The 16,830-nt window shown below is 72.7% G+C and carries 12 protein-coding genes; 6 read left to right on the top strand and 6 right to left on the bottom strand.

All coding sequences use genetic code 11. The annotated features are described in order from the left end of the window. Positions 1 to 4 precede the first annotated feature (4 nt). The 5 genes from EL245_RS08580 to EL245_RS08560 all read right to left on the bottom strand — a co-directional run bounded on the left by EL245_RS08580 (position 5) and on the right by EL245_RS08560 (position 5,148). Positions 5 to 1,498: a glycoside hydrolase family 36 protein gene (locus EL245_RS08580; protein ID WP_126382762.1), complete on the bottom strand. Its 1,494-nt coding sequence runs from the start codon at positions 1,496 to 1,498 to the stop codon at positions 5 to 7. Between the two features lie 163 nt (positions 1,499 to 1,661). Beyond that, positions 1,662 to 2,840 (bottom strand): phosphoglycerate dehydrogenase, encoded by a 1,179-nt coding sequence (locus EL245_RS08575; RefSeq protein ID WP_126382761.1) that lies wholly within the window; start codon positions 2,838 to 2,840, stop codon positions 1,662 to 1,664. A gap of 56 nt (positions 2,841 to 2,896) precedes the next feature. After that, positions 2,897 to 3,979: a 3-phosphoserine/phosphohydroxythreonine transaminase gene (gene serC, locus EL245_RS08570; RefSeq protein ID WP_126382760.1), complete on the bottom strand. Its 1,083-nt coding sequence runs from the start codon at positions 3,977 to 3,979 to the stop codon at positions 2,897 to 2,899. A 43-nt stretch (positions 3,980 to 4,022) separates the two neighbouring features. Next, positions 4,023 to 4,664 (bottom strand): hypothetical protein, encoded by a 642-nt coding sequence (locus tag EL245_RS08565; RefSeq protein ID WP_126382759.1) that lies wholly within the window; start codon positions 4,662 to 4,664, stop codon positions 4,023 to 4,025. Positions 4,665 to 4,920: 256 nt separating this feature from the next. Continuing rightward, complete coding sequence (locus tag EL245_RS08560; protein ID WP_126382758.1) at positions 4,921 to 5,148, bottom strand: hypothetical protein; 228 nt, start codon at positions 5,146 to 5,148, stop codon at positions 4,921 to 4,923. A 1,165-nt stretch (positions 5,149 to 6,313) separates the two neighbouring features. On the opposite strand from EL245_RS08560, the gene EL245_RS08555 reads away from it, so the two are divergent. After that, on the top strand, positions 6,314 to 6,940 hold the full coding sequence (locus EL245_RS08555; RefSeq protein WP_126382757.1) for a GNAT family N-acetyltransferase: 627 nt from the start codon (positions 6,314 to 6,316) through the stop codon (positions 6,938 to 6,940). 215 nt (positions 6,941 to 7,155) lie between these two features. Here the strand turns inward: EL245_RS08555 and EL245_RS08550 are convergent, their stop codons facing one another. Beyond that, positions 7,156 to 8,700: a CCA tRNA nucleotidyltransferase gene (locus EL245_RS08550; protein ID WP_197719398.1), complete on the bottom strand. Its 1,545-nt coding sequence runs from the start codon at positions 8,698 to 8,700 to the stop codon at positions 7,156 to 7,158. A gap of 69 nt (positions 8,701 to 8,769) precedes the next feature. Between EL245_RS08550 and EL245_RS08545 the strand changes: the two genes are divergently transcribed. From EL245_RS08545 to trxA, 5 genes are all read left to right on the top strand, one after another. Next, positions 8,770 to 9,276: an NUDIX hydrolase gene (locus tag EL245_RS08545; RefSeq protein WP_126382755.1), complete on the top strand. Its 507-nt coding sequence runs from the start codon at positions 8,770 to 8,772 to the stop codon at positions 9,274 to 9,276. Then, positions 9,273 to 11,582 (top strand): DUF6049 family protein, encoded by a 2,310-nt coding sequence (locus tag EL245_RS08540; protein ID WP_232009694.1) that lies wholly within the window; start codon positions 9,273 to 9,275, stop codon positions 11,580 to 11,582. The genes EL245_RS08545 and EL245_RS08540 overlap by 4 nt, the downstream gene beginning before the upstream one ends. Beyond that, the gene (locus EL245_RS08535) at positions 11,576 to 15,352 is read left to right on the top strand and encodes a murein biosynthesis integral membrane protein MurJ (RefSeq protein ID WP_126382754.1); all 3,777 of its coding nucleotides are present in this window, start codon (positions 11,576 to 11,578) and stop codon (positions 15,350 to 15,352) included. The genes EL245_RS08540 and EL245_RS08535 overlap by 7 nt, the downstream gene beginning before the upstream one ends. 102 nt (positions 15,353 to 15,454) lie before the next feature. After that, positions 15,455 to 16,381 (top strand): thioredoxin-disulfide reductase, encoded by a 927-nt coding sequence (gene trxB / locus EL245_RS08530; RefSeq protein WP_126382753.1) that lies wholly within the window; start codon positions 15,455 to 15,457, stop codon positions 16,379 to 16,381. 24 nt (positions 16,382 to 16,405) lie between these two features. Then, positions 16,406 to 16,732, top strand: a complete 327-nt coding sequence (trxA, locus tag EL245_RS08525; RefSeq protein WP_126382752.1) for a thioredoxin — start codon at positions 16,406 to 16,408, stop codon at positions 16,730 to 16,732. Positions 16,733 to 16,830: the final 98 nt, after the last annotated feature.

The raw sequence follows: 16,830 nt of genomic DNA, 5'->3' as shown, positions 1-16,830 counted from the left end.
CGCTCTACAGGGGGTAGGCGCCGCCTGTCGCCGCGACGGCCCGGGAGAGGTCGACCTCCCGCCCGTCGAGCCGGAAGCGGTAGCGTCCGGTCAGCTCGACCTCCTCGCTGCGGGCCAGGAACTCGCGCACCGCCTCCCGCTCGGCCTCGTCGAGCCAGTCGCAGGGGTCCGACAGGCACCTGAACCGGCAGGCGGCCGCCAGGTCGCGCAGCCAGCCCATCTGCTCGTCGCTCAGGAGGTTGCGTCGGTGGCGGAAGAGCACGACGTCGGGGTCGATCCCGATGACCTCGCCGAGCCACAGCCTGCCGGCCGAGGTGCTCAGGGCGTTGCGGGCGGTCGCGTCAGAGGGGTCGGTGCTGGCGTAGTTGTCCCACAGGGGGGCGACGTCCGGCCCGACCCTGATCGAGTCGAGCAGTCCCAGGGAGGCCAGGGGCAGCGCTCCGCAGCCCAGGAGGTGGGCCTGTTCTCCCGCCGCCTCGCGCACGACCTCCAGCCCCCTCCGGTAGGCGCGCTCGCGGTCCACCGGCTCGCGGCGTACCCCGGGGACGGCGGCGGCGTAGATGAAGTCAAGCTTGAGGTAGGTGAAGCCCCAGTCGTGGACGACCCGGCGCACGACCTCGGCGACGTGCTCCTGGGCGTCGGCCCTGGTCAGGTCGAGGGCGTAGTAGCCCACGCCCCAGTTCGTGCCGGCGACCGCGGGCCGGCCGGAGGGGTCGGTGACGAAGAGCTCGGGGCGCTCGAGGGCGGTCCGCGACCCGGGCACGGCGATGAACGGGGCCAGCCACAGGCCGGGCTCGAACCCGGCGTCGCGGATGGTCCGGGCGGTGCTGGCCATGCCTGAGCCGAAGCGCTCGCCCGCCTCCCAGTCCCCGACGCTGCGCTCCCAGCCGTCATCGACCTGGATCGTGCGCACCCCGAGCCCGGCCAGGCCGGCGACCTCAGAGGCGATGGCCTCCTCGGAGACGGTCTCGTAGTAGGAGTACCACGAGCTCCACACGCTCTGGGGTCGCACCGGTCGGCGTCCGGCGACGGCGGCGACGGCCTGGGCGTAGGCGGTGAGCAGCTCCGTGGGCCGACCGGCCGCGATCCGCCACCGTCCCGGCCTTCCGGTCTCGGTGAAGGCCTCGAGGCTGGCCGTGTCGGCGCGCAGCCGTGGGGTCTCGCCCTCCAGGGCCCCGACGAGAAGCCCGTGCCCGCGGTCCTCGAGCACGGCAACCCACGAGGAGTGGTGGCGCACGGGGTCGTCCCAGCGGTCGTCGTCGGCGGTGCGGCGGCGCACGGGGTCCTCGATGCGCAGCGGCGGGGCGCTCAGGGGGCGCCAGCCGCAGGGTGACCACGAGTTGTGCCCGTGGCGGTAGACCTCGCCGTCCGGCATGTCGTGCAGGACGGCGAAGCGCGCTGAGGTGAGCACCGCCGCACCGTCCTCAAGGACGAGGCTGTCGTCGGGGTGGCAGGAGACGGCCAGGGTGCGCCCCGGCAGGTCGATGGTGCGGATCATGGTGCTCCTGTGCGTCGCAGGTCATCGGCCTGGGGGCGCCGCTGCTCCCGGGCCGGGCTGTGCGGGCCGACGGCCTGCGGGGACCAGCATGGCACGTCGGCGTCGGCCCACCCCGTGCGGGGTGGGCCGACGGAGGGCGGGTCCGCGGGACGGCGGGCGGCGCTCAGATGCCGCGGGCCGACAGGACCCCGTCGATGGCGCGCAGCTCGTCGAGGATCGTCGGGGAGATCTCGCCCTCGACGTCGACGAGGGTGACGGCCAGGTCCCCGCGCGACTTGTTGAGCAGGCCGGCGATGTTCTGGCCGTGCTGGGCCACGATGGTCGAGACCTGGCCGACCATGTTGGGGACGTTGCGGTTGACGATGACGAAGCGGTGGGTGCCGGGCGTGCGGGCCATGACCGCCTCGGGGAAGTTGACCGAGTTGTGGACCTGGCCGTCCTCGAGGAAGCCGCGCAGCTCGTCGACGGCCATGATGGCGCAGTTGCGCTCGGCCTCCTTGGTCGAGGCGCCCAGGTGGGGCAGCGCCATGCACTTGGGGTGCCGGTCGACGAGGGTGGAGGGGAAGTCGCAGACGTAGCCCCCCAGGGTGCCCTCGTCGAGGGCGGCCACGACGGCCTCGGTGTCGACGATCTCGGAGCGGGCGAAGTTGAGCAGCACCGCCGTGTCCTTCATGAGGGCCAGCCTCTGGGTGGAGACCAGGCCGCGGGTCGCCTCGATGAGGGGGACGTGGACGGTGAGGATGTCGGCCCGACGGAAGACGTCCTCCATCGAGTCGGCCCGCTCGACGTCGGCCGACAGGTGCCAGGCGTGCTCGACGCTGATGGCCGGGTCGAAGCCGATGACCCTGAGTCCCAGGCCCAGGGCGGCGTTGGCGACCTTGACGCCGATGGCGCCCAGGCCGATGACGCCCAGGGTGCGGCCGGGCAGCTCGAAGCCGACGAACTGCTTCTTGCCGGCCTCGACCGCCTTGGCGATCTCGGCGTCGTCGCCGGGCAGGTCCCGGGCGAAGAGCGCGGCGTGGAAGAGGTTGCGCGAGGCCAGGAACAGACCCGCCAGGACGAGCTCCTTGACGGCGTTGGCGTTGGCACCGGGGGTGTTGAACACCGGGATGCCCCGCTCGGTGAGGGCGTCGACGGGGATGTTGTTCGTGCCTGCGCCCGCGCGGGCCACGGCCAGGACCGACTCGGGGATCGGGGTGTCGTGGAGCTTGGCCGAGCGCACGAGCAGGGCGTGGGGGTCCTCCGGGGCGGTGCCGACGTCGTAGAGCTCGTCGGGGAAGCGGGACAGCCCGGCGCCCGAGATGGCGTTGAGGGTCTGGACGCGGAACTGCTTGTGGGTCATGGGATGAGGTGTCCTGTCTGTCCTCGTGGTGGGGTGGGTCGTCGAGGTCGATCCGGTCAGGCCCGGGTGCGCTCGAAGTCGGCCATGTAGTCGATGAGGGCGTTGACACCCTCGTCGGACATCGCGTTGTAGATGGATGCGCGCATGCCGCCGACGCTGCGGTGACCCTTGAGGTTGGTCAGGCCGGCCTCGTGGGCACCGACGAGGAAGTCGGCGTCGAGTGCGGGGTCGGCCAGGGTGAAGGGCACGTTCATCCGGGACCGCGAGCGCGGCTCGACGGGGTTGGCGTAGAAGTCCGAGCCGTCGATGGCGGCGTAGAGCCTGGCCGCCTTGGCCTCGTTGCGCTCACCCATCGCGACCAGTCCACCGGTGTCCTGGATCCAGTGGAGGATGAGCCCCAGGAGGTAGATCGAGAAGGTGGGCGGGGTGTTGAGCATCGAGTCGGTCGCGGCCATGACCTTCCAGTCCCAGATCGCCGGGACGTCGGGGCGGGCACGGTCGAGCAGGTCCTCGCGCACGATGAGGACCGCCAGGCCGGCCGGGCCGAGGTTCTTCTGGCAGCCGCCGTAGATGACGCCGTAGCGCCGCACGTCCAGCGGGCGCGAGAGGTAGGAGGAGGAGAAGTCGGCCACGAGGGGGACGTCCCCGGCCTCGGGCACGTCGGGGAACTCCACGCCGCCGATCGTCTCGTTGGGCGTGTAGTGGAGGTAGGCGGCCTCGGCGGGGACGGTGTAGGAGCCGGGTGCGGGGGTGGTCGTGTAGGAGGAGGCGGCCTCGTCGGCGAGGACCTCGACCTCCACGTGCTGGCGGCGCGCCTCCTCGATGGCCTTGGCCGACCACTGGCCGGTGTTGAGGTAGGCGGCCCGGCCCCCGGCAGCGGTGAGGTTGAAGGGGATGGCGGAGAACTGCCCGGTGGCCCCGCCAGAGAGGAACAGGACGCGGTAGTTGTCCGGCACGCCGGCCACGGCGCGCAGCGTCGCCTCGGCATCGGCGGCGCAGGCCGCGAAGTTCTTCGCGCGGTGGGAGTCCTCGAGCACGCTCATGCCGGAGCCGCGCCAGTCGGTGAGCTCGGAGGCCGCCTGCTCCAGGACGGGCAGGGGCAGCTGGGCGGGGCCGGCGGAGAAGTTGTGCACGCGCATGCACCCAATCGTCGTCGCTTCTCAGTGGCCGGGCAACTTCGTCTCACACCATGGGGGCGGGAGTGCGGGGGTGGGACGCGCCGGGCGGGAGGTGCGGAGCTCGGCCCGTCGCCGGCGCGTCTCCAGGTCCTCCGGGCGGAGCGGGTTGTCGCGGCGGACACCACGCCTGGGCCCCGGACGGCGTCATGGCCCGCGTCTTCCGCGCGCGGACGAGGTCGAGGACGACGAGGACGACGAGGGCCAGGAATGCGGCGGCGGAGACGACGAGGAGCGGCAGAACGGCGATCTCGGCTGACTCGCGCCACGGGGTGTGGGACACCGGCGTGTCGCCGAAGTCGAGGATGAGGTAGGCGGCGGCCAGGAAGGTGGGCACGTACACCGCGTACGCCACCGGTATCCAGGGCGAGACGGGGCGCTGCGGGGCTGCCGAGCGAGCGGCACCGAGCATGATGGCGAGGGTGAGGTGCGCGAGCGCCTGGAGGGGACCGACTCCTGCGACGTAGGTCAGCATCAACCACCCCGCCTCCCGGTCGATGACCATGGCCACGAATCCCGCCACCGGCACGAGCACGACAGACACCCACGCGATGACGACCACCGCCGTTCGGCCGGGGTTGGGGCGGGGCCTGGCATACGTCGTCCCGGGCGGTCCCGCGGGTCCGGGGTGAGAGAACGCACCGCTCATGACACCTACGGTAGCGAGGTCCGGTCCTCGGCACCTGGGCACCGGATGGGTACCCGTACCCGGGCAGTCCGTCCTCGTCGGAGGGGCCAGGCACTCGCCGCGGACCGTCGAGGCACCGTCCCTCACCGCGACAGGACCGCCCCGACAGGTCCGCGGGGCCGTAGGCCCTCAGGGCCGTAGGCCCTCAGGGCCGCAGGGCCGCAGGGCCGCGGGGCCGCAGGTGATCGGCTCCGGCGACGGGGCGGGTCGACGCTGATCAGTCCTCGAGGAACCTGGTCACCTTGAGCACGGGCCGGACGATCCTCGTCCCGACCCTCACGATCGGCCTGCGGTACCTCGCGACGGCGCCAAGGGCGACGGCCCCCGCCTCCCGACCCGATATCGCCCCGCCTGAGCGCCAGCACTCCCGGCAGATCGGCTGGTCATCGGGCAGACGCCTGCCGCACGTGGGGCAGCACGTGCCGTCCTGAGGGCCAGTGGTCATGGGCGTCGCCTCCGAGGATCTCGACAGTCAGTCACAGGCGGCACCGCTGCCCCGGCACGCAGCGCTCCCCGCACGCCACAGGGCATGCTCGCCGTCCGCACAGTGTGCCTCGACGCACCCACCCCTGTCACCGACGCCAGCACCCCCGGGGTCATGCGGGTCGGTCTGTGCCGGCGGACGCCCCTGGGCGCCGTCAGCGCCCTGGACAGATGCCTGCACGCCCTCCGCGCACTCCCGGGCGTCGTGCGGAGGGGACCTGCACATTCTCGAGGGCGGTCAACGAAAACCATCCGCGGAATCACGCGGTTCTTCCCCGCACCCCACCAGATCCCGACCCCCACGTGTGCATCGCCGGGGCCGACGCACATCCGAGCCCTGAACCAGCGGAGACGCTGAATGTGGCGCGATGGTGGGAGAAGATGCTCGTGGCGGTTGGGGGGGGTCATGCGAGGGCGCATGCGGGGCCTACGACACACTCACTTTCCCGCACCACCCCAACGATCCCCGGCCCACCACCCTCACCCCTGGTGAGAAAGACCCAATGTCGCGCACTCGCCTCCATATGACTCAGGACGTCGCTCCGTAGACACTCCCTGGACTGAGGGGCACTCCCGGGCTTCCTGCATGAGACCGGTCCACGCGCATAAGTTCCGGCCATCCGCACTCACCCGGCTCTGCCTCCCACGCATGAGTCCGCACCAGACGCATGAGTTCCCGCGGTTTGCACGCGCTAGGCACCTACAAACCGCCAGAACTCATGCACTCGGCGAAAATCCATGCACAAGGTAAAGCCCACCACGACACAAGCCGCCACCACCCATGACGGCTCATCCCAGTCCAGGGTGCAGTCGGGGTCGGAATCCGCCGGTTTCCAGCAGACTCCGGGCGATGTAGTTGGTGAGGTTGCGGAAGGCGAGGTCGGAGTGGAGTGCCGGGCTTCCTGCACGACTTCGCGTCCGACGCACGAGCTCCGGCCACCAGCATCGCCACCACCCCGGCCACTATCGGCCCGCCCGAGCCGTCGAACACGTCAGTTTGAGCCCGACGACCCCGCCGATACCGACGTTGTCGGGCTCAGAGTGACGTGTTCGACCTCGTTGTTGAGGGCCCCGGCGGACAGAGCGACTCACGTGGCCACCGACGCCACCGCTGCCATACTGGCCAGGTGACCACCACCCGCCCCGCACCCGAGCTGGTCCTGCCCGGCCGCGGCGTCCTCCTGCGCGCCCTCACCCCCGAGGACCTGCCCGCCCTCCACGCCGCCATCGGGCACCCCGAGGTCTTCGCCGGGGGCTGGGGCGGGGGACCTGCGGCGTACCGGGCCGACTACGCGGGATGGGCGCGCCACATCGGCGGCTACCTGCGCTGGGGCGTCGGCAACGTCTACGCCGTGTGCCTGCCGCGCGACTCGGGCCAGGAGGTCGTCGGCACGACGACACTGGCTGACTTCAACCTCGAGCACGGTTCAGCTCATATCGGCTGGACCGCCTACGCGCCGCGCCTGTGGGGCACGCCCCTCAACACCGACGTCAAGCTCACGCTCCTGGGAGCCGCCTTCGAGCACGGCTTCGAACGGGTCCAGCTCCAGGCCGACGTGCTCAACGCACGCTCTCGTCGCGCCATCGAGGCCATCGGGGCCGTCCCCGAGGGGGTTCTGCGCCACACGCAGCGTCGCGCGGACGGCTCCTGGCGGGACACCGCCGTCTACTCGATCGTGAGCCACGAGTGGCCGCAGGTCCGCCAGGCCCTCCGGGCGCGCCTCGACCGCAAGGCGGCCTCCGGCACTACCTGAGCCGAGCCGGTCACCATCGACCCGCCCGCGCCGTCGAACACGTCACTGTGAGCCCGACTACCCCGTTAATACCAGCGTTCTCGGGCTCACAGTGACGTGTTCGACCTCTGTTCTCACCGCCGAGCTGGAGCCGCCACACGCCGAACAGCGTCACGAGACAGACGACATACCCCTGTCAGCCGGCAGGCCGCGCCTGCGCACCGAGGGCCGGGGCCTCACTCCCCGCGCGCGGCCCACCACGAGCGCAGTGCCTGACGGGCGAGGTCCTGGCCGATCGGACCCTTCTCCATGCGCAGGTCAAGCAGGAAGCGGTAGGCCTCACCGACCACCGGCCCCGGGGCCAGGTCCAGCTCGGCCATGATCTGGGCCCCGTCGAGCTCGGGGCGGATCGCGGCGAGCTCCTCGGCCTGGCGCAGCGCGGCGATCCGCTCCTCGAGGTCGTCGTAGGCGGCGTCGAGCATCCGGGCCTTGCGCCTGTTGCGGGTCGTCACGTCGGCCCGGGTCAGGCGGTGGAGGCGCTCGAGCAGGGGCCCGGCGTCGGTGACGTAGCGCCGCACCGCCGAGTCCGACCAGCCGGCGTCGGCGTAGCCGTGGAAGCGCAGGTGCAGCTCGACGAGCCGGGCCACGTCCTTGGTCGTCTGCTTGTCGAAGCGCAGCGCCCGCATGCGCCGCGCGGTCATCCGGGCGCCCACGTGGTCGTGGCCGTGGAAGGTGACCGTGCCCCCGGGCATGAACCGCCTGGTGGCGGGCTTGCCGATGTCGTGGAGGAGCGCCGCCAGCCGCAGCCGCAGGTCGGGCCCCGGCACGGGCCCGTCAGGGCCGGTCTCGAGGGCGATCGCCTGGTCGAGGACGGTCAGGGTGTGCTCGTAGACGTCCTTGTGGCGCCGGTGCTCGTCAACGGTCTCGCGCAGCGCCGAGACCTCGGGCAGGACGACGTCGGCCACGCCGGTGTGCACCATGAGCTCCAGCCCCCGCCGCGGCCAGGGCGACAGCAGGAGCCTCTCGAGCTCGGCGCGCACCCGCTCGGCCGAGACGATCTCGAGGCGCCCGGCCATGGCCTCCATGGCCTCCATGACGTCGGGCTCGACGTCGAAGCCGAGCTGGGCGGCGAAGCGCGCGGCCCGCATGATCCGCAGCGGGTCGTCGTCGAAGGACTGCACGGCGCTGGCCGGGGTGCGCAGCACCCCGGAGCGCAGGTCCTCCAGACCCCCGTGGGGGTCGACGAGCTCGAGGTCGGGCAGGCGCAGCGCCATGGCGTTGACGGTGAAGTCCCGTCGGCTCAGGTCGCCGACAAGGGAGTCGCCGTAGGCGACCGCGGGCTTGCGCGACCCGACCTCGTAGGCCTCGGTGCGATACGTCGTGACCTCGACCACGTCGTCGCCCTTGCGGGCACCGATCGTGCCGAAGTCCCTGCCGATGTCCCAGCAGGCGTCCGCCCAGCCGCTCAGGATCTCCTCGGTGACCTCCGGGGGGGCGGAGGTGGTGCAGTCCAGGTCGTGGGGCACGGCGCCCAGGAAGGCGTCGCGCACCGGCCCCCCCACGAGGGCCAGCTCGTGGCCCGCGCGGGCGAAGCGGTGCCCGAGGGCCGCCAGGGAGGGGGGCAGCCCGGCCAGGGCGGTGCGGGCCGTGGGCGTCAGCCCCCGGTCGTCGACCTCCTCGGCCGGGTCGGGAAGCCGCCCGAGGCTACGGTCGAGTGCGCCTCCGGTGCGGGAGGCGGGGGGACGGGACCGGGGGGCGTCGGCGCGGCGGGGGGTGTTCATCATCCCAAGCCTGCCACGCGGGGCCACAGTCTTCTGACCGGCCGGGACTTGACCGCCTAGAGTGTCCTCATGCCCACTCATCGCACTCGCAAGCCCCGCGGCGCCCAGCCGCGCCGCACGAGTGCCCGGACGCTGCCGGTCGTTGACGAGACGAGCGCCGGCGGCCTCGTCGTGTCGGTCAGGGACGGCCAGGCCTACACCGCCGTCATCGCCCGCCGGAACCGGGGGGGCCGTCTCGAGTGGTGCCTGCCCAAGGGCCACCTCGAGGGCCAGGAGACCCCCGAGGAGGCGGCGGTGCGCGAGATCGCCGAGGAGACCGGTATCACGGGTCGTGTGCTGCGACACCTGGCCACCATCGACTACTGGTTCGCCGGGGAGGAGCACCGCGTCCACAAGGTCGTCCACCACTTCCTCCTCGAGGCCCTCGACGGCGACCTCACGACGGCCAACGACCCCGACCACGAGGCCGAGGACGTCGAGTGGGTGCCTCTGGAGGACGTCGCGCGGCGCCTGGCCTATCCCAACGAGCGGCGGATCGTCGCCGCCGCCAGAGAGATCCTCGTGGGGGACGGGTGACCCCGCGCGGCGCGACACCGCGTGCGGACCGGCGCCGCCCCGGTGCGCGCGAGCACTCCGGCGGCCTGGCCCGGCTGCTCGCCGTGCTGCTCGTCGCCGGCTGCGCCGTCGTCGGCCTGTCCGCCCCCACGGCGCCCGCCACCGCGCAGGCCGCCGTCGCGGCCGCGCCCGCGGAGCCCGGCGAGGACACGCTCGGCGACGGCGAGGTGACCGTCGCCGTCGAGACGCTCGCGCCCGAGGTCGTGCGCGACGACGAGGACCTCACGATCACCGGGACGATCACCAACGGGACCACCGAGACCCTCACGGAGGCCGAGCTGCTCGTCGGGATCCAGCGCAGCACCGAGATCACCCGGGACGGCCTGGGCACCTGGCTCGCCGACGAACGGAACACCACCCTGGCCACGGCGGCCTCCCTCACCCTCGACACCGGGGTCGCGGCCGGGCAGAGCGTCCCCTTCTCGGTCACGGTGCCCGCCGAGGACCTGCCCCTGACCGACACCGAGGAGTGGGGGCCGCGAGGGGTGGAGGTCTCGGTGACCGACGGCTCGCAGACCGTGGCCACCGACCGCACGATCATGCTGTGGGACGCCGGCGTGACGGTCAGCCCCACCCGCGTGACCACCGTCATCCCCGTGACCGCCTCCCCTGAGGAGCTGACGGCGCTCCTGGCCTCCTCCCAGGACCCCGAGGGCGCCTCGGGCGCGGCGACGGCCACAGGCTCGGGCACTGCCTCGGGCCAGGCGAGCCCGAGCCCGACGGCGGACCAGGCGACCGACGCCTCCGCCGCGGGCAGCGACCTGGCCCAGCGCCTCCTCGGCCTGCTCGACCTGGCCGGCCAGGGCGTCGTCCTGGCCGTCGACCCCGCGATCCTGACCGCGCTGGGGGTGGGGACCGAGGACGCCGCGGCATCGACCGCCCCGACAGCCGATCCAGGTGCCACACCCGCGCCCACGCCGAGCGCGGACACCGCCTCGGACCCCCAGGACACCACCACAGCCCTGTCGGCGGCCCTGACCCGGGCCGCGAGCGCCGGCGACCTTATCGCCCTGCCCTGGGCCGACGCGGACCTGTCGGCCCTGGCTCACCTGGGCCAGGGCGACCTCATCGCCTCCGCCGTCACCCGCTCCCAGGAGTCCGCGGCCGCCCAGGCCGGTGCCGACACGTCCCTGGCCTGGACCGCCGGCCCCCTCGACACGACGACGCTCAACGCCCTGCCGGACTCGGTGACCACGGTCGTGGCCGACACCGAGGACATGGGCGTGGCCGAGGACCTGTCGTACACGCCCTCGGGGCACACGACCCTGGGATCCCGCACCGTGCTCCTGCCGGACGGGGCGCTGTCGGCCGCCCTGAGCGGCGAGCTCGCCGTCAGCGAGGAGACCACCGCCCTGTCCTCCCTCGACACGATCCAGCTCCTGCGGGCACAGACCGCGATCCTCACCCGTCAGGCCCCCAGCCTGAGCCGCGACGTCGTCCTCGTCCTGGACCGCGCGACCGCGGCGAGCCTCGAGCCCGAGGAGGTCGCCGCCCGGGTCGAGGCCGTGACCACCAGCTCGTGGACCCAGGGCGGGGACCTGGCCGCGCTCACCGGGGCCGCGGCGACCGCAGCCGAGGAGGGCACCGAGGTCGAGCGCGTCGAGCTCGAGGAGACCGCGACCTCCGGGGAGGAGATGACCGCCCCCGAGCTGGCCCAGGCCCGCTCGACCGCGACCTACCTGGGATCGGTGGGCTCGATGATAACCGACCCGGAGTCCGCGCTCGGGGTCGACGCCGACATCGTCGCCCTGGCCGCGTCCTGCTCATGGCGCTCAGACCCCCCTGCTCGTCTCGCGGCGCTCTCGGCGGCCCGGGGTCGCGGGGAGGCGCTGTCGGCGGGTCTGACGCCCGCGCCGTCACGCACCGTCAACCTCATCGCCTCCACGGCCTCCCTGCCGATCCGCATCACCTCCTCCCTCGACCAGGACTCCACCGTCACCGTCCAGCTCAGGCCCAGCTCGACACGGCTGCAGGCCCCCCAGACGGTGACGGTCACCGTGCCCGCCCACGGGGAGGCCATCGCCTCCGTGCCGGTCAAGGCGGTGGGCTCCGGCGACGTCGACGTCGCGATCGTGCTCAGGTCCCCCCAGGGCACGGAGGTGGGGGTGCCCGCCTCGGTCCACATGCGGGTGCGCGCCGACTGGGAGTCGATCGGCACCGCCGTGCTGGGCGGCGGACTGGTCCTCCTGCTCGTCGTCGGCATCGTGCGCACGGTGCGCCGCGGACGACGCCCCGTCGTCACAGCACCGCGGGAGGCACCATGGTGACCCGTTCCGCCGCACCCGCATCCTCGAGCAGGGCGAGCTCGATCGCCCGCTCGAGCGCCGTCATGGCGGTGGGGACCCTGGCCAGCCGCATCCTGGGCCTCGTGCGCACCGCCCTGGTCATCGCGGCCCTGGGAGCCACGGCCTCCGGGGCGGCCGACGCCTTCAACATCGCCAACGCCCTGCCCACGCAGCTCTACGGGCTGCTCATCGGCGGCATCCTCAACGCCATCCTCGTGCCCCAGATCGTGCGGGCCATGCGCCAGGACAACGGGGAGGAGCTGGTCAACCGCCTGCTCACCGCCGCCTCCCTGACGATCGCCGCCGTCGCCGGGGTGCTCACGGTGGCAGCGCCCCTGGTCGTCATGCTCACCGCCTCGGGCCTGGGCCGCTGGCAGCCGCTGGCTTTCGCCTTCGCGTTCTGGTGCATGCCGCAGGTCTTCTTCTACGGCCTGTACGCCCTGTGGGGACAGGTGCTCAACGCGCGCTCGAACTTCGGGCCGTACATGTGGTCGCCGGTCCTCAACAACATCATCTCGATCCTGTCCCTGGTGGCCTACCTGCGTATCTACGGCGGCTACACCTCGGGGCAGGACCCCTCCCTGTGGACCGCCGAGCGCATCGCCCTCATCGGGGGCACGACGACGCTGGGCATCGCGGTCCAGGCGCTCGTCCTCTATATCCCCCTCGTGCGCTCGGGCTTCCGCCCGCGGCTCGTCTTCGGTATCCGCGGCATGGGCCTGGGGGGCATGTCGAAGGTGGCGCTGTGGGCGCTGCTGGGCGTCGGTGCCGCCGAGCTGGGCACGTGGGCGACGACCAACCTGGGCTCGCGCGCCGTGACGGCCGCGGAGACGGCGCAGTACGCCGACGTCATCGTCCCCTCGACGACGATGTACTCCAACGCCCAGATGATCTATATGCTGCCGCAGTCCCTCGTGACGACCTCGATCATCACGGCCCTGTTCACGCGCATGAGCGAGAAGGCGGCCGCCGACGACGCCCGGGGGGTGCGCGACGACCTGTCCCTGGGCCTGCGCAGCGTCGCCGTGTTCACCGTCCTGTTCGCCGCGGGCATCGCCACCCTGTCGACTCCCGCGCTCCAGCTCTTCTTCCCCTCGATCTCCCTGGAGCAGGCCGCCGCCTCCGCGCCGATCCTCACGATCCTGGCCGTCGGCATCGTCTTCCAGGGCATCTGGTTCACGACGCAGCGGGTCATGCTCGCCTACGCCGACACCAAGCGTCTGCTGTGGGCCGACGTCCCGGTGGGCATCGTGCCGGTCATCATCTGCCTGGGCGCCTACCTCCTGGCCCCCGCGAACCACTGGATGGCCTGGGCGGCGGTGGGCTCGGTGCTCAGCCAGGTCGTGGGCTGCGTCGTCATCGTCCCCCTCATGCGCCGTCACCTGCCCAGCCTCGACGGGCGCAGGATCACCCTGACCTACGCGCGGCTGGTCCTGGCGGCGCTGCCCACCGTCCTGGCGGGTCTGGCGGTGCGCAGGCTCCTGGGCCCTGCCGACGGCACGATCACCGGTTCCCGCCCGACCGACGCCGCCGTCACGGTCATGGTGACCGCCCTCATCATGACCGTCGTCTACCTCGTGGCGGCCACGCTCCTGCGGGTCGAGGAGCTTCGGGTCCTGTCGGGTCCGCTGTCCTCCGTCCTGGGCCGCCTGGGCAGGATGCTTCCCGGCCCGGCGGGGGCCGTCCTGACCCGCCTGTCCCGGGCCGTGCGCCCGGCACCGGCCGCGGTGGAGGAGGACGGCGAGGAGCCTCTTGTGCTCCCGCGCTCGGTGCCTCCGGGCAGCGCCGTCCCGCTGCCCTACTCGCTGACGGCCGACGTCCCGGCCCCTGTCCGCCCCCCACGTCCCTTCCGCCCTGCTCCCGCCCCGACCCTGGCGGACCTCGCAGCGGTCTCCGAGGCTGTGCGCAGCGCAGCGCCCGGTACACTCTCGCCACACGCACAGGGACCCTGGGGCCCGGGAAGGATGAGCCTCTTGACGAACGCGACGCCGATCGGCTCCGGACGCTACGAGCTCCTGTCCCCGCTGCCCGCCACGCTGCCGCGCATCGTGCGGCACGTCGGGCGGGACACCATCTTGGATCGCGAGGTGACAGTCCTCGTCCTCACCGCCGCCACCCCCCACCGTGAGGAGGTGCTCGAGGCGGCCTCGCGCGCCGTCCTGGTCGACGACGCCCGGATCCAGCGGGTCTACGACGTCGAGACCTCGGGCAAGGCCTTCATCGTCACCGAGCCGACGACCGGATCGACCCTGTCGACCCTCGTGGCTGACGGGCTGAGCCCCGCGCAGGTCCGTGCGATCATCGGTGAGCTCGCCCAGGCCCTCGAGTCCTGCTCGCGACGCGGCCTGCACCACCTCAACCTGTCGCCGGACTCCGTGCGCCTGCGCCCCGACGGCACCGTCCAGCTCTCAGGCGTCGGGGTCGAGGCGGCCGCCCTCGGCCTGGACGCCATGACCTCGGCCGACCCGCTGGCCGCGGACCGCAAGGACGCCCACGCCCTCGTCGAGCTGCTCTACTACGGGCTGACCAACCGCTGGCCCGGCAAGCGCTCGGGCATCGCCTCGGCGCCGACCACCCCCGGCGGGGCGCCGGTGCCGCCCTCCCGCCTGGCCTCGGAGATGGTCGCCTCCGACGCCGACCTCGACGCCCTCGTCCAGCGCGCCTGGGGGCCGGAGCCGCCCGCCTCGGCCTCGGTGGTCGCGCGCGCCCTGGCGCCGTGGGACGAGTCCGCCCTGCCCGTGGCCGCCAGCCCCGTCGCCGAGCCCCCGGCCGAGGTCGAGCAGCCCGCGCCCGCCGAGGGCGCGACGACCTCCCTGGCTGACGGCGTGGCGGAGGCCACCCGGGGCGTCCTGTCCCGGCTGCGCCGACTGTCGACGGCTCGCCCGGTGCCCCGGTCGAGCGGCTCCGAGCCGACCGTCACGCTGCCGACCGGCTCCGGTGCGGCAGGCGCCGCTGCGTCCCAGGCCCCGGCGCAGCCCCCTGCGCCGGCGGCGCCCGCCGCCGAGGCGCCCGCCGTCGCGGCCCAGGTGCCCGCCGAGGCCCCGCCCGCTGGGCCGCCGACGGGGGCCCCGCCCGCCAGCACGCTCCACGAGACCTTCGCCACTGAGGAGGAGTGGCAGGAGGAGTCCGAGGAGCGCTCGGTGAGCCGCACCTCCAAGGTCGTCATCACGAGCCTCGCCCTGGCCATGGTCGTCGGCCTGATCCTGGCGGTCAGCAACCTCCTCCAGCTCGCGGGGGTCAAGATCTCCGAGGAGGACATCCCGGCCGCCGACACGGTCCCGACCACCGCGGCCCCGGCCCAGGAGCCCGCCGCCCAGGCGGTGCCGATCGTCGTCGTCCAGGCCCAGCCGGTTGACCCCGACGGGGTGAGCGACGAGCACGCCTACGAGGTCGCCAACGTCTTCGACGGCGACCCCTCCACGCAGTGGTCCTCCCAGTACTACTCGACCTCCGCCTTCGGCAACATCAAGACCGGTCTGGGCGTCGCGCTCACCCTCGAGCAGGCGGCCACGGTCTCGGGCATCGAGATCCAGGGCACCGGGGAGGGCGGCCACGTCCAGATCCGTGCGACCACCCCGGAGGACCCCGCCGGAGGCACCCTGCTGGCCGAGGGTTCCTTCGCCTCGGGCACGACGACCCTCACCTTCTCCGCGCCCACGACCACCCAGTCCGTCGTCGTGTGGGTGACCAGCCTTCCTCGAGCCGCCGACGGCGACTGGAAGGCGACCATCAGCGAGATCACGCTGCGGTAGCACGGACCACGCCGGGGCCGGGGAACAATCCCGGCCGGAGGCGGGTTCCACCACCGGTGCCGCCCGCCGGGCGCACCCGCACGCCACAGACCCAGGAGTGTCATGATCCACGACGTCGTCATCGTCGGTTCCGGCCCCGCCGGCTACACGGCCGCCATCTACGCGGCCCGCGCCCAGCTCAAGCCGGTGCTGCTCGCGGGCTCCGTGACCGCGGGGGGAGCCCTCATGAACACGACCGAGGTGGAGAACTACCCCGGTTTCACCGACGGCATCCTGGGGCCGGAGCTCATGACCCAGATGCAGGAGCAGGCCGAGCGCTTCGGCACCGACATCCGCTACGAGGACGTCGTCGCCCTCGAGCTCGAGGGGGAGGTCAAGCGGGTCCGCACCGAGGAGGCCGTCTACGAGACGCGCACCGTCATCATCTCCACCGGCTCGGAGTACCGGACGCTCGGGCTGCCCGACGAGGCTCGCCTCTCCGGCCACGGCGTGTCCTACTGCGCCACCTGCGACGGCTTCTTCTTCAAGGACAAGCCGATCGTCGTGGTCGGAGGGGGCGACTCCGCGATGGAGGAGGCCCTGTTCCTCACCCGCTTCGGCAGCTCGGTGACCGTCGTCCACCGCCGCGACGAGCTGCGCGCTAGCGCCGTCATGGCCAAGCGCGCCATGGACCACCCGTCCATCGACTTCGCGTGGAACTCGGTGGTCGTCGGGCTCAACGGCCAGGACGCCCTCGAGTCAGTCGTCCTCGAGGACACGGTCACCGGCGAGCGCAGGGAGCTCGAGGCCGCGGGCCTGTTCGTGGCCATCGGGCAGATCCCCCGCACCGAGCTCGTCTCCGACGTCCTCACCCTCGACGAGGCCGGATACATCGTCGTCGACTCTCCCTCCCAGCGCACCGGCGTCCCCGGTGTCTTCGCCTGCGGAGACGTCGCCGACCCCCTCTACCAGCAGGCGATCACCGCGGCCGGCTCAGGCTGCCGCGCCGCGCTGGACGCTGAGCACTATCTCGAGACCCTGCGCGCCTGAGCGCCCCACCTGAGGAGAAGAACCATGTCCCACAGCACCGAGGTCACCGACTCGACCTTCGAGTCAGAGGTCCTGGCATCCGATGTCCCCGTCGTCGTCGACTTCTGGGCGGAGTGGTGCGGCCCGTGCCGCCAGATGGCCCCGGTGGTCGACGAGGTCGCCGGCGAGCTCGGTGACGCGGTCAAGTTCGTCACCATCGACGTCGACGCCAACCCTGCGACCGCCCGATCCTTCGGCGTGCGCTCGATCCCGACCTTCGCGATCGTGCGCGACGGGGAGGTGTTCCACCAGTTCTCGGGCTCGCGTCCCAAGGCTGCCTTCAAGGCCGAGGTCGAGCGGGTGCTCGCCTGACCCATGATGAGCGACCGGTGGGTGAGTGACCTGGGTCACTCACCCACCGGTCGTTTGATGGCTATCTCTGTCCCACATAGTGGGCACTGATAGCATTG

Origin of the sequence: Actinomyces howellii, assembly GCF_900637165.1 — a bacterium.
Classification (GTDB): domain Bacteria; phylum Actinomycetota; class Actinomycetes; order Actinomycetales; family Actinomycetaceae; genus Actinomyces; species Actinomyces howellii.
Note: the sequence above shows the minus strand (reverse complement) of the source record. Positions and strands in the feature narration are given on the sequence as shown.